The 12960-nt window shown below is 66.6% G+C and carries 10 protein-coding genes and 3 pseudogenes; 12 read left to right on the top strand and 1 reads right to left on the bottom strand.

Annotation, left to right across the window (positions count from 1 at the left end):
* Positions 1-218: 218 nt before the first annotated feature.
* The 7 genes and pseudogenes from HS109_14970 to HS109_14940 all read left to right on the top strand — a co-directional run bounded on the left by HS109_14970 (position 219) and on the right by HS109_14940 (position 6881).
* Positions 219-1523 (top strand): annotated as a pseudogene (locus tag HS109_14970) (IS21 family transposase).
* Between the two features lie 214 nt (positions 1524-1737).
* Positions 1738-2505 (top strand): ATP-binding protein, encoded by a 768-nt coding sequence (locus HS109_14965; protein ID MBE7523670.1) that lies wholly within the window; start codon positions 1738-1740, stop codon positions 2503-2505.
* A 173-nt stretch (positions 2506-2678) separates the two neighbouring features.
* Positions 2679-3858, top strand: a pseudogene (locus tag HS109_14960) (IS3 family transposase).
* Between the two features lie 10 nt (positions 3859-3868).
* Complete coding sequence (locus tag HS109_14955; protein ID MBE7523669.1) at positions 3869-4657, top strand: hypothetical protein; 789 nt, start codon at positions 3869-3871, stop codon at positions 4655-4657.
* A gap of 66 nt (positions 4658-4723) precedes the next feature.
* Positions 4724-5419, top strand: coding sequence for a helix-turn-helix domain-containing protein (locus tag HS109_14950; protein MBE7523668.1), 696 nt, complete (start codon positions 4724-4726; stop codon positions 5417-5419).
* Positions 5335-5760 (top strand): transposase, encoded by a 426-nt coding sequence (locus HS109_14945; protein ID MBE7523667.1) that lies wholly within the window; start codon positions 5335-5337, stop codon positions 5758-5760. Before HS109_14950 ends, HS109_14945 begins: the two co-directional genes overlap by 85 nt.
* 61 nt (positions 5761-5821) lie before the next feature.
* Positions 5822-6881 (top strand): annotated as a pseudogene (locus HS109_14940) (IS630 family transposase).
* A 436-nt stretch (positions 6882-7317) separates the two neighbouring features.
* Here the strand turns inward: HS109_14940 and HS109_14935 are convergent.
* Complete coding sequence (locus tag HS109_14935) at positions 7318-7854, bottom strand: hypothetical protein (protein ID MBE7523666.1); 537 nt, start codon at positions 7852-7854, stop codon at positions 7318-7320.
* Here HS109_14935 and HS109_14930 point away from each other — a divergent pair.
* The 5 genes from HS109_14930 to HS109_14910 all read left to right on the top strand — a co-directional run bounded on the left by HS109_14930 (position 7799) and on the right by HS109_14910 (position 12946).
* Entirely contained in the window at positions 7799-9088 is a 1290-nt protein-coding gene (locus tag HS109_14930) for a pseudouridine synthase (protein MBE7523665.1), read from the top strand. The genes HS109_14935 and HS109_14930 overlap by 56 nt on opposite strands.
* A 54-nt stretch (positions 9089-9142) precedes the next feature.
* Positions 9143-9490 carry a nucleotide pyrophosphohydrolase gene (locus HS109_14925; protein MBE7523664.1) on the top strand — a complete coding sequence of 116 codons (348 nt, stop codon included), beginning with the start codon at positions 9143-9145 and terminating at the stop codon, positions 9488-9490.
* Positions 9465-10685 carry a class I SAM-dependent methyltransferase gene (locus HS109_14920; GenBank protein MBE7523663.1) on the top strand — a complete coding sequence of 407 codons (1221 nt, stop codon included), beginning with the start codon at positions 9465-9467 and terminating at the stop codon, positions 10683-10685. Before HS109_14925 ends, HS109_14920 begins: the two co-directional genes overlap by 26 nt.
* Before the next feature lie 80 nt (positions 10686-10765).
* Positions 10766-11875, top strand: a complete 1110-nt coding sequence (locus tag HS109_14915; protein MBE7523662.1) for an ABC transporter ATP-binding protein — start codon at positions 10766-10768, stop codon at positions 11873-11875.
* A 96-nt stretch (positions 11876-11971) separates the two neighbouring features.
* Positions 11972-12946, top strand: a complete 975-nt coding sequence (locus HS109_14910; protein ID MBE7523661.1) for an ABC transporter substrate-binding protein — start codon at positions 11972-11974, stop codon at positions 12944-12946.
* The last annotated feature ends 14 nt before the right edge of the window (positions 12947-12960 follow it).

The raw sequence follows: 12960 nt of genomic DNA, 5'->3' as shown, positions 1-12960 counted from the left end.
CGAAATTCGAGGGGAAGCTCACGGCGGGGGAGCAAGCCCATGGCTACGGTGGCAGCCCCACGAATACCAAAATCCTCGATGTGTCCCCGGCGGCCACCCAAACTCCTCCACTCGTGGCCACCCCAATTTCCCCCACCTGATCGAGCATAGCGGCGCCTGATCGGGGCGCCGCGCGGCGGGACGTTACCGTTGCCCCTCACCATCGTGAGGGGGAAGGAGTGAACGTCTTGAAGCCGGAGTTGTTGACCACGATTCGCACGCTGCTCGCGCAGGGTGCGACGCAGCGGGAGATCGAGCGATTCACCGGGGTGGATCGCAAGACCATCCGTCGCTACCAGCGGGCAAATTCCTCCGGGGTGGCCACCGGCGCGGAAGCTGGGGACGAGCAAATTCCCCCACCCCGGCCACCGGCGCCGACGCTGTCGGCGTGTGCGCCGCACCGGGCCTGGATCGAGGCCCAGGTCGAGCTCGGGCGCAACGCCGTGAGCATCTACCAGGACCTGGTGGAACTGCACGGCTTCGCCCACTCCTACAACTCGGTGAAGCGCTTCGTGGCGAGCCTCAAGCGCCGCGCACCGGAACGCTTCGACGTGCTCGAGTTCCTGCCCGGGGAGGAAGCGCAGGTCGACTACGGCCAGGGCGCGCCCACGTTGCACGCCAACGGCAAGTACCGCCGCCCGTACCTGTTCGTGATGACGCTCAAGTTCTCGGGCAAGAGTTTCCGCAAGGTGGTCTGGCAGACCAGCCAGGAGACCTGGGCACGCCTGCACGAAGAAGCCTTCCGGGCCTTGGGCGGGTGCTGCAAGTACGTCGTGCTCGACAACCTGAAGGAGGGCGTGATCCGGCCCGACATCTACGCCCCGGAATTGAATCCGGTGTACGCGGCGATGCTCGCCCATTACTCGGCGGTGGCCGACCCGTGCCGGGTGCGAGACCCCAATCGAAAGGGCACGGTCGAGAACGCGATCCAACATACCCAGACCACGGCCCTCAAGGGTCGCCGTTTCGAGTCGATCGAAGCGCAGAACGAATGGCTCGCCCACTGGGAGGAGCGCTGGGCCGCCCCGCGTATCCACGGCCGCAAGAAACGGCAGGTGGCCGAGCTCTTCCGCGAGGAACAGCCGCATCTGCAGCCGTTGCCGGCGAGCGGCTTCGCATTCTTCCGCCAGAGCGTGCGAACCGTCGACGACGCCGGCCTGGTGCAAGTCGAAGGCTCCTACTACGCCGCACTTCCCGCTGCCCCTCATGGCGAAGTCACGGTGCGCGCCTTCGCCCAGTCGATCGAGATCCTCGATGCCCGCGGCCAACTGTTGCGCCGCCATCCAAAGGCTACGCGCAAAGGCGCGTTCGTGCTCGAGGGCACCGACCGCATCTTCAATCCCTCGCGCGAGACCACGCGAATGCTCGCGCGCATGGACAAGATCGGCCCCCGCACGGCAGCCTTCGCGCGCGAGCTCTTCGCCCGCCTCGGCCGCCCGGGCCAGCGCGCGATCTACGGCCTCGTGCAACTGCCGCGCCGATACACCCGTGCCGACATCGAGGCAGTCTGCGCGCAGCTGCTCGCCGCCGACTGCCTCTCCTACGCGGCGGTAAAACGCGCGCTCGACCGCCGGCAAGCCGCCGCCGCCTCGCCGCCGGCCACCACGAGCGTCGAAGGCCCGCAGATCCGACCGATCACCGACTATCAATCGTTCTGGGAAACCCACACCCGGACGCACCACGACGACGGAGACCTCGATGGCCATGTCCATCACTGAGCTCGAACGCGCGCTGCGCAGCCTGCGCCTGTCCGGCATGCGTGCCACCCTCGAAGCTCGTGCCCTGCAGGTCGCCAGCCACGAGATGGACTTCATCGAAGCGTTCTCCTGGCTCGTGCAGGACGAACTCGACCGCCGCCGCTCACGCTTGCTCGATCGCCGCTACCTGCTGTCCGGGCTCACCGAGCGCAAAGCCCTCAAGGACTTCGACTGGAGCTACAACCCGCGGCTGCCCAAACGCGACGTGCTCGAACTCGCCACCCTCAAATTCATCGACACCCACGAGGATGCACTGCTCATCGGCCCGCCCGGCACCGGCAAAAGCCACGCGGCCAAAGCGCTCGCCCTGCTCGCCGTCAACCGCGGCTACAAAGTCCTCTACCGCGAAGCGCATCAACTCATCGAAGACATCAGCGAAGCGCGCGAGCTCGGCGCACTACGGAAACTGCGCGCTCAGCTGCGAAGCGCCGATCTGCTGCTCATCGACGACCTGTTCTTGCGCAAGCTTCCGGCCACCGCCGGCGACGAACTGGCCGACGTGCTGATGAGCCGCCACGAAAAGGCCGCCACCGTCATCACGTCGAATCGGCCGCTCGAGGACTGGCCGAAGCTACTCGGCGATGTCGTCGTGGTCACCCCGCTGCTCGACCGCCTCATGCATCACGGACACCTACTCAAGTTCGAAGGAAAGAGCTGGCGCCTGAAGGAGGCCGCCAGCCGCATTGCCAAGCACGCATCAGCCCACTAAAGTTCCACCCGTCCCACCGCACCGGGTGGAGGAATTTGACCCGGCCACAGGTGGAGGAGTTTGAAGTGGCCGCCCGGGATGTGTATCGACGTCATCGACGAGGACGCTGAGCTTCCCCTCGAATTTCGTCTTCCAAGGGTCTTTGGATAGGATAGGCGAAATGGAGGCTGGGAATGTTCAAGGTACCGAAGCAGGAGTTCACGGCGGAGTTCAAGGAACTGGCGGTCAAGCGGGTTCGCAGCGGCCAGGGGGTCGCGGTCGTGGCGCGCGACCTGGGTTTGGTCGAGCAGACGCTGCGAAACTGGGTGAAGGCGGCGAAGGCGGGGAAGCTCAATCCGCCGGGAGCCAAGGCGATTACGCCGGAGCAGATGGAGCTCTCGCGGGTGCGGGCCGAGAACGCGCGGCTGCGGATGGAGAATGAAATCCTAAAAAAAGCGACGGCGTACTTCGCGAAAGATGCACTGTGAAGTACGCCTGGATCGACACGCAACGGAAGAACTTTCCGCTGCCGACGATGTGCACCACGCTGACGGTGAGCATCAGCGGGTATCGGGCCTGGAAGGGTGGCGGCAGGCCGGATCGCACACGGCTGACCGATGGGCAACTGCTGGCGCTGCTGCGCAGCGCACGCGCAGTACAAGGCGGCCTACGGCTCGCCGCGGATGTATCAGGAGCTGCGGGAGCGCGGCTACCAGGTGAGCAAGGCGCGGGTCGAGCGGCTGATGCGGGAGCATGACCTGAGGGCGCGGCAGCAAGCGCCGGTTCAAAGGCGACGACCGATTCCAGGCACGCGCTGCCGGTGGCGGACAACCTGCTGGCCCGGGAGTTTGCGCCGGCGTCGCCCAATCGGGTGTGGACGGCCGATCTGACGTACATCTGGACCGATGAGGGTTGGCTGCGGCCTGGCCGTGGTGCTCGATCTGTTCAACCGCGAGGTGGTCGGCTGGTCGATCAAGCCGCGGATGACGGCGGATATCGTGGTCGATGCACTGACGATGGCGTGGTTTCGCCGCAAGCCGGCGCCTGGATTGATGCATCACTCCGATAGGGGCAGCCAATACGCGAGCGGCGTGTTCAGGACAAGCTGGTCGAGTTCGGCGCGACCTGCTCGATGAGCCGCAAGGGGAACTGCTGGGACAACGCGCGCCGACCGAGAGCTTCAACAGCTTGAAGAACGAGCGCGTGCATGGCACCCGGTACGCGACGCGCGAGGCGGCGATCGCCGATCTGTTCGACTACATCGAGGTGTTCTACAACCGCAGGCGCAAGCACTCGACGCTCGGCTATGTTTCGCCGGCGCGGTTCCTGGCCGGTTGGATCAGCAGTCAGCACGAGCAAGCCGTGGCAGCATGACCCCGTTCCCTTGGCGGACGAAAAACAGAGGGAAGCTCACGCTTTCCGCAATCCGGATGGCTCACGCGCGACGTGGGTTGTCCCCGTGCCGGCATGGCGAAAGTGGGCGGTCTTCGGCGCGTGCTCTGCCCCGGGGCTCGCGCTTTTCGCCACCATGGCCGTAGGTCAGATTCAAAAGGGCTTGGACCTCGAGAATGCCGTCATCGTGACTGTCTTCGCGTTGCTGTTTGTCGGGTGGGGCTACGAACTCTTTGGGAAGGCGCGTCCGACCAAGCGCCTGTACTCGACTGAGTGGCAACCAATCCCAAATCGTGAACGCTACAAGCGGGCGGCCAAGTGGCTCGGTGCGTCACTGGTGCTGGGCACGTTTTTCGTATGGGCGCTCTTTGCGACTAAAGCAGAGAGCAGCCAATACCTTTGGCCGGCGGCGTGCTACCTCATTTTTGGCATCCCAGGCGTCTACCACCTGACGCAGCATCGCGAGCTAATGCTCACGAAGCAAGCGCTTGCCGCGAAGGCCTACTACACGAAACTCGACGAGAAGCCGCTACAGACCAATCGCGTGGCTGACGCGTTGGAGGGCGGCGGCGTCCGCGGATACCGCGCCAGGCTTGGACGGCTGCTCGCACGTCGTAGCACGCGCTATGTGCTTGCGGTGATTGCGTTCGGCTTGGCTTGGTACCTTGCGATGGACGAGCCGCACACAAAGAATGGGACGACCGCAGCATGGTTATCGTTATTTGCCGGCGTCGCGCTCGCCTGGGACCCGCTGCGCTGGCTGCTAATACGAACGCATTAAATAAAGTGACGAATGTGACTGAGCGGGGGTACACTGCCGAGACGTCGGTTCTTTGGGAGCGTAGGCATGCGGCCTCCAAGTCTGAATGTCGAGAGTCCTAAGGCGCGGCAGGAGTTGCTGGCGTTGGTCGAGCAGGTACCGGGAGCTTGGATCGGCATGAAGGTGGCGGCGCTGCTACTGGTTATGGAGGGACAACGCCCCAGCTGGATCGCCGAAGTTCTCGGACTGACCCGAATGAGCCTGTCGCGGTGGATTCATGCGGTCAATGAACAAGGGCCGCGGAGCTTGGTGCCCCGACCGAAGCCCGGCCGCCCCGCCGCACTGACCGCCGACGTGCGCCGCGAGTTGGAAACTCATCTGGAGCGTTCGCCCCAAGAGTTCGGGCTGAACCGACTGCAATGGGACGGGCCGACGTTGGTGACCCACCTGAGGCGACGCTTCGGCATCGCGCTGAAGGTGCGGCAGGCGCAGATCTGGATGCATCAACTCGGCTACAGCATGAAGCGCGCCAGCCACGCCTACTTACAAGCCCACGCCGAAGACGCACAACGTTTCCAGCGGGCTCTGAAAAAAAACTGCAGCGCCTTGAACCCGACGAGACCATCGTGTTCCAGGACGAGACCGGCTTCACCTTGCACCCACGCCTGGGCTTCGGCTGGGCTCGGCGCGGAGAACGATTGCGCGTTCCCACCACCAGCCAGCATCACACCCGTCTCAACCTTTCCGGATGGGTGGCGCCGTTGCTCGGTCGCCACGGCATGATCCGCACCGAACACGGCAATCGCGAGGGATTCCTCGACGTATTGCGTGATCTCCATCGTCGCTTGCGGCAGCGCCGCATCACGTTGTACGTGGATGGCGCTGGCTGGCACAAGGGGGAACCGGTCCGCGAGTTCCTGCGCACTCACCCGCGCCTGCAACTGCAATACCTTCCGCCGTACCAACCGGCCCTGAACATGCAGGAGCGCATCTGGCGCCGGATTCGCCACGAGGCGACGACCAACTGCTGGTTTGCCACTCTCGACGACATCTGGGCTACGGCACAACGCACCACCGACGCCTGGACGCCACGCAAGCTCCAACGACTTTGCAACATTACTTAACACGTTCGTATTAGTTCATTGAATCATTGAAATCGGATGTATTGTCCCCACATGATGGGGTATGGAACGAATCACTTTGAGCGAAGAACATCGGGCGGATTTGCAATCTTTGACGCGCTCGCGCCACGGCAGTGCGGCGGTGGTGCGTCGGGCGCGCTGCATCTTGTTGTGGTCGGCGGGAGAGCGACGGGTGGACATCCGCGACAAACTGGCGTGCAACGACGGCTTCATTACCCGCTGGACCCGTGCCTATGCCGAACAGGGGTTGCCGGGACTGGTGTCGTACTACCCGGGACGCGCGCCGCGCCAGCCGGCCGAGAAGATCGAGGCGCGAGTGCTCAACTACACCCTCAAGCGCACGCCGCGCGACGGCTCGACGCACTGGAGCAACCGCAAGCTCGCGGCCGAGTTGGGCGACATCAGCTTCATGAGCGTGCAGCGCATCTGGCAGAAGCACGGTCTGCGTCCGCATCGGCTGCGCCGCCATGATGTCCAACGATCCGGATTTCGAGACCAAGGCGGCCGACGTGATCGGCCTGTACCTCAACCCGCCCGAGCACGCGGCGGTGTTCAGCGTCGACGAGAAGACGGCGATCCAGGCCCTCGACCGCAAGGACCGGATGCTGCCGCTCTCCCCGGGGCGCGCCGAGAGTCACGGCTTCGAGTACAAGCGCAATGGGACGCTGAGTCTGTTCGCTGCCTTGAATACCCGCACCGGCGAGGTGATCAGCAAGACCGCCGCCCGCCACACCAGCGAGCAGTTCGTCACCTTTCTCGAAGAGATCAAGGCTTCGCAACCGGCCGACCGGGAAATCCATGTGATCTGCGATAACGTCAGCAGCCACAAGACCGAGCGGGTGCGTGCGTTCCTGCAGGCCAACCCGAATGTGCAGATGCACTACACGCCCACCTACTCGTCGTGGCTCAACCAGGTCGAGAACTGGTTCTCGCGCATCCAGCGCAGTGTCATCACCCGTGGCGTGTTCACCAGCGTCAAGGATCTCGACAAGAAAATCATGCGATTCATCCGCCAGTACAACAAGGACGCTCGGCCCATCAAGTGGAAGTACGACAATTCCAGACGTCGATATCACGCCGATTTTTCCGTTTCAGTGAACTAGGTGCTGGCGTCGTCATCGCCATATTCGTGCTCTTGTTCAAAGGCATTGCCGCGTTGCCGGTGAGTGTCGCCATCATCATTGGCGCCCTAATCATCGCAAGCAGCATGGAAGGCAAGAAGTAGAGGAGTCCAATGAACCAATGTGTCCGCAGATTGCGGAGTCCGGACTCCCGCCAAGATTCATAGGGGAAACCGCCCCAGCGTAGTCCGGAGCAGGCCAGAATCGGCCGGTTGCATCCGGGGCAACTGGGGGCAACATTGGGGGCAACTTCCCCCAAGACTTCCGGAGTTGCCCCCATGCCGCTGGCCGCCGGCGCGAATCGCTGCGCGAAGTCCGGCGAGCGTGCGCGCCCGAGGATCGCGATCCGCTCGCAGACTGGCCGCAGGATCTGTGCGACCGGCGCGTCGATCAAGGTCGATTCAGGTCGCAGCCGCGGTCACGACCCGGCGCCCTGACGATCGAACCATTGCACTTCGACGAGCCGGGGCGCGAGCAGGATGCCCTGCCGGCTGCGCACGACCACGCGCGCTTCGACGCCGAGGGACGGATTGGCGGCGCGTACCTCGCCTTCCACGGCGTTCATCAGGCGACCGAAGTCCGCCTCGCCCTGCGGACGTTGGGGCGCAACCGTGAAGCCGCGCGCGGCGAACTCCTTCGCGTAGAACGCGACGATCGGCGCAACGTCCTCGTGGCTCAGGAGTTCGAGGCTGCCGGCCTTCGACGGACGCCCCTTGTCGTCCACCACTCGCGAAGCGGTGATGCGAAGCGCTCCGGGCATCACCGGAATCCAGTCGGGCAGCGTGACGGCGGGGCCCGATACCTTCGTGGTCCGTGACCCGTCCGCGTTCTGGAACCAGACGGTCTGCTCACCGATGACGCGCGCGGTCACCCAGCCGAAATAGGGATCGCCCAGCAGAATGCCGATCAGCACTCCGACCGCCACGGCGATCGCACCGAAGAGCCCGCGTCCCATCGGGACATTGTGCCACCGGCGCGGACCCGCGGGCGGCGACGGCTTCGCGCTAGACTCCACGTTTCCAGCGCTTCGCGCACGACACCTGAATCGACTCGATGACATGGCGCGTCCGACGCTGAAACTCAACAAGGCGCTCCCGGCACCGGCGACGCCGCGCGAGCCCACCTCGCGGGCGATCCGAGCGATGCGCGGGGTGCGACGGTCCACCGCGGATCCCGCGACGTCTGCCGGTTCGCCGCCCGATCGTGCGGCGAAGGCGTCCGCGGGCACGGCACCGCCCGCGACCGCGCACGACAGGGGAAGCGCCGCAGCGACGTCCACGCCCACACCGCCGGTCGCTCGCCGGCGTCCTCGGGAGGTCCCGGCCAACGCACCGGACAGCCCGCGGCGCAGGCACCGCGACCGCCGCAGGGGCGGGGCGCCGCCTGCCCGCGAAGGCGCACGAGTCGCGAAGCCTGGCGGCCGCCCGCCACCGCGTCCGGTCGTGGTGAAGGCGGAATCGGACGACCCCCGCCTGTCGAAACGGATGAGCGAACTCGGCCTGTGTTCGCGCCGCGAAGCCGACGAGTGGATCCGGAACGGCTGGGTGCGCGTCGACGGCGCGGTGGTCGACACGCTGGGGACGCGGGTGCCGGCGAGCGCGCAGATCACGATCGAGCGTGCGGCGTCGCGCGAGCAGGCCGAGCGCGTCACGATCCTGCTCAACAAGCCGATCGGCTACGTCTCGGGGCAGGCGGAGGACGGCTATCGCCCCGCGTCGGTGCTGATCACGCAGGAGAATCGCTGGACCGGCGATCGCGCGCCGCTGTCGTTCCGCCCGCAGCACCTGCGCGGGCTCGCGCCCGCGGGACGGCTCGATATCGACTCCACCGGGCTCCTCGTGTTCACGCAGGACGGCCGCATCGCGAAGCGGCTGGTCGGCCGCGATTCCGAGGTCGAGAAGGAGTACCTGGTGCGCGTCGAGGGCAAGTTGTCGGCCGAGGGCTTGCGGCGGCTCGGACATGGGCTCGAACTCGACGGCGTGCGGTTGAAGCCCGCGAAAGTGTCGTGGCAGAACGAGGATCAGCTTCGCTTCGTGCTGCGCGAAGGCCGCAAGCGCCAGATCCGGCGCATGTGCGAACTCGTGGGGCTGGAAGTCGTGGGGCTCAAGCGCGTGCGCACCGGCAGCGTCGTGCTGGGATCGCTGCCGGTGGGGCAATGGCGCTACCTGCGTCCGGATGAGCGCTTCTGATGCGCCGCGCGCGCGGGCTCGAGCCGGGTCGGACGACGAGGAGGCATCGCACCGATGCGTGACCTCGAACCTCTGCGCGTGCGGCTGCGCGCGTTCGCCGCCGAGCGCGAGTGGGAGACCTTCCACTCGCCGAAGAACCTCGCGATGGCGCTCGCGGGCGAGTGTGGGGAGTTGCTCGAGGTGTTCCAGTGGATGACCGAGGCCGAGAGCCGCGCGCCCGATCCGAAGGCGCGTGCCGCCGCCGCCGAGGAACTCGCCGATGTGCTGCTCTACCTCGTGCGGCTCGCCGACGTGCTCGACATCGACCTGATCGATGCCGCGGCCCGCAAGCTCGACGCCAACGCGCAGAAGTATCCGGTGGACAAGGCGCGCGGCCATGCCCGCAAGTACACCGAGCTCTGACGGCGCCGACGCGCCGCGGATCGCCTGGAGCGAACAGGGCGTGGTGCACGAAGCGCGGTGGCGCTCCGAGCGCGGCGCTCCTGCACCGTCGCGCGTGGTGGTCGCAGACGACCGCACGGCGGCCGATCACGCCTACGGCCTCGCCGCGCAGGGCACGGGCCTCCTGTGGCGCGGCGACTTCCAGAATGCGCGCCAGCTCCTGTCCGCGATGGCCTCGCGCCTCGACCGACCGGCGCGCAGGGCGCGTGGCGCACGATCCGCGACCCCGGCGTCCGGGGATGCATCCGGCGCGACTCCGGCCGAACGCTTCCACCGGATGCGCCAGGCGCGCTCGCAGCGCGCACGCACGCTGGGGATGCTGCTCATCCCCATCGACGCCGACTACGGCGTGCCGCTGCGCCGCGCGCCGGACCTGCGCCTCGCGTGCACCGAGGCGTGGGGCGCGCCGGACGCCTCGGCGTCGGTCGCCTCGTTGCGCGAACTGCTGGGGATCGTCGGGGCGCACGAGTGGCGCCGGAAGGGCGTCGACGTGCCCGCGCTCGGTGCGCGGATCCACCCGCACTACGGCGTGTTCGCGCCGGTGCGCGGCGAGTACGTCGACCTGGTCGCCCGCGCAGCACTTCCCGATGCGCGGCGCGAGCACGACGTCGCGTTCGACCTCGGCACGGGCACCGGCGTGCTCGCGGCGCTCCTCGCGCGCCGTGGCTTCGCGCGCGTGATCGCGACGGAGCGCTCGCCGCGCGCGCTCGCCTGCGCGAGCGACAACCTGCAGCGGCTCGATCTCGACGGACGGGTCGAACTGGTTTCCGCGGACCTCTATCCCGAGGGCCGCGCGGCGCTCGTCGTCTGCAATCCTCCGTGGGTGCCGGCGCGGCCCGCCTCTCCGATCGAGGCGGGCATCTACGACGAAGGCAGCGCGATGCTGAAGGGCTTCCTGCGCGGATTGTCGGCGCACCTCGTTCCGGGCGGAGAAGGCTGGCTGCTGCTGTCGGACCTCGCCGAGCATCTGGGACTGCGCACCCGCGACGAACTCATCGCGTGGATCGCGGAAGCCGGCCTCGTCGTGGCAGGACGCGACGACGTGCGCCCGAGCCATCCGAAGGCATCGGACGACGCCGATCCGCTGCACGCCGCGCGGGCGGCGGAGGTCACGTCGCTGTGGAGGCTCGTGGCGCGGTCTGCTCGGCCGGCATAGCCCATTTACATTTCAATCCGGTGATGTAGACTCCCTTCGTCCACCGGGCTGCGAAGGCCGCGGCTGGCGAAGAGGAGCAGATGGCGGAGGCGCGGCTGCCGGGCGTGTCGGTCGAGGTGCAGGACCTGGCGCGTCGCTTTGCGCGCGGCGCCGATCGGCGGGTTGCGGGCGTGAACGGCATCAACTTCACGGCCCAGCCGGGCGAGTTCATGACGCTGCTGGGGCCGTCCGGCTGTGGCAAGACCACGACCCTGCGGATGATCGCGGGCTTCGAATCCCCCGACGCCGGCCGCGTTCTCATCGGCGGCGAGGACGTGAGCCGCACCCCCGTCTATCGGCGCAACATCGGCTTCGTCTTCCAGAGCTACGCGCTCTTCCCCCACCTGACGGTCTTCGAGAACGTTGCCTATGCGCTGCGCGTCCAGAAGATGGCGGAGCGCGAGATCGGCGCGCGCGTCGCGGCCACGCTGGAGACGGTCGGCCTTCCCGGCTACGAGACTCGCCATCCGGCGCAGCTGTCCGGCGGTGAGCAGCAGCGTGTAGCGGTGGCGCGCGCGGTGGTGATGCGCCCCAGGGTCCTGTTGTTCGATGAGCCGCTGTCGAACCTCGATGCCAAGCTCCGTGTCCAGATGCGCGAGGAGCTGCGGCGCCTCCAGAAGGATCTCGCCATCACGACGATCTACGTTACCCACGACCAGGAGGAGGCGATGGCCGTCTCCGACACGATCGTGGTGATGGAAGCCGGCGAGATCGCCCAGGTCGGGACGGCCGAGGATCTCTACTGCACGCCTGCTTCCGAATTCGTCGCCCGCTTCATCGGCAAGACCAATACGCTTCCCGCGCGCGTCGAAGGCACGCGGCCCGGCATCGTCGACCTTCGCGTTCTCGACCGGTCCTTGGCGGTGGCAAGCGAGCTGCCGTGGAGCGTCGGCGAAGAATGTACGCTGGTCGTCCGGCCCGAGGCACTCATGATCGAGGCCGAGGCGAGTGGCGCGGTCGAGGCCGTCGTACTGGACCGAACCTTCCTCGGCGAGAAGGCCGAGTATGCGCTGGCGGCCGGCGACCTGCGGCTGCAGGCAGTCGTCTACAACGACGCGCGGCGGACGGGGTTCCCCATCGGATCGCGTGTCGGCCTGCGCTGGAAGCCAGACAACGCGCATTTGATCAAACCGGCTCCGCGATCGAGTTGAGTCCCGTGAGCCACATGTTGGCACACCCCCCCAACGGAGGAGACCATGAGCAGAAGAACCGTCTTGCGGGCCATGTTTGGCATGGCCGGCGCCGCGATGATCTTCGTCACCACGGCCGTCACCGCACAGGCCCAGGAGAAGCTGCGCGTCTACACGGCCTGGCCCGAGCCCTTCTCCGCACCGCTCTTCAAGGCGTTCACGAAGCAGACGGGGATCGAGATCCAGTTCGTGCGCCAGTCGGCCGGTGAACTTCTCGCCCGGCTGCAGGCGGAACGAAGCAATCCGCAGGCCGATGTGATGTTCGGCGGTCCGGCGGACACGTTTCACGCCGCCAAGAACGCGGGGCTGCTCGAACCCTACAAAGGTCCCGGCTGGGCGGCCACCCCGGACATCTACAAGGACCCGCAAGGGTTCTACACCGGCTTCGCACGCCTGACCATCGTGTTCATGACGAACGCGGCGTTTCTCAAGGAGAAGAAGCTGTCCGCACCGACCTCCTGGGCCGACCTGCTTAATCCGGTCTATCGGAACCAGATCCAGACGGCCGACGCCCGCACCTCCGGCACCGCCATGACGCGCCTTCTGTCGATCTACTACGCGTTTGGCCAGGACGAGGCCAAGGCGCTCGACTACCAGAAGAAACTCAACGCCAACGTCCAGTCCTACACCAAGAGCGGAGCGGGTGGCGCCATTCCCGTCGCCATGGGGCAGGCGGCGGTCGCGCTCCTGCACACGGTGGAAGCCCTGGAGACCAAGAAGAAGGGGTATGACGTCGTGATCACCGCGCCGAAGGAGGGCGTGGTGGAGGGGATCGAGGGTATGGCGATGATCAAGGGCGCGAAGAATCGCGAACTGGCGGCCAGGTTCCTCGACTGGGCGGCCTCTCCCGCGATGCAGGATCTGTTCGTCGCCAACAGCATCTTCGTCCTGCCCGCGCATCCGCAGGCGAAGCCCGAGCCGGAGATGGCGGAGATGATGAAGGCGGTGAAGCTCTACCAGGTCGACCTGGAGTGGGCCGGCGCCAACCGCAAGCGCCTCGTCGATCAATGGGTCAACGAGGTGGCCCGCTGATCTGGCGCCCGCCG

Source organism: Burkholderiales bacterium, from assembly GCA_015075645.1.
Classification (GTDB): Bacteria; Pseudomonadota; Gammaproteobacteria; order Burkholderiales; family Casimicrobiaceae; genus VBCG01.
This window is presented reverse-complemented; position numbering and strand designations above follow the sequence as displayed.

Excerpts from the sequence above, each read along its gene's own strand:
- HS109_14965 (MBE7523670.1), top strand. The coding sequence starts at position 1,738 with ATGGCCATGTCCATCACTGAGCTCGAACGCGCGCTGCGCAGCCTGCGC.
- HS109_14950 (MBE7523668.1), top strand. The coding sequence starts at position 4,724 with ATGCGGCCTCCAAGTCTGAATGTCGAGAGTCCTAAGGCGCGGCAGGAG.
- HS109_14930 (MBE7523665.1), top strand. The coding sequence starts at position 7,799 with ATGCCGATCAGCACTCCGACCGCCACGGCGATCGCACCGAAGAGCCCG.
- HS109_14935 (MBE7523666.1), bottom strand. The coding sequence starts at position 7,854 with ATGGGACGCGGGCTCTTCGGTGCGATCGCCGTGGCGGTCGGAGTGCTG.
- HS109_14925 (MBE7523664.1), top strand. The coding sequence starts at position 9,143 with ATGCGTGACCTCGAACCTCTGCGCGTGCGGCTGCGCGCGTTCGCCGCC.
- HS109_14920 (MBE7523663.1), top strand. The coding sequence starts at position 9,465 with ATGCCCGCAAGTACACCGAGCTCTGACGGCGCCGACGCGCCGCGGATC.
- HS109_14915 (MBE7523662.1), top strand. The coding sequence starts at position 10,766 with ATGGCGGAGGCGCGGCTGCCGGGCGTGTCGGTCGAGGTGCAGGACCTG.
- HS109_14910 (MBE7523661.1), top strand. The coding sequence starts at position 11,972 with ATGATCTTCGTCACCACGGCCGTCACCGCACAGGCCCAGGAGAAGCTG.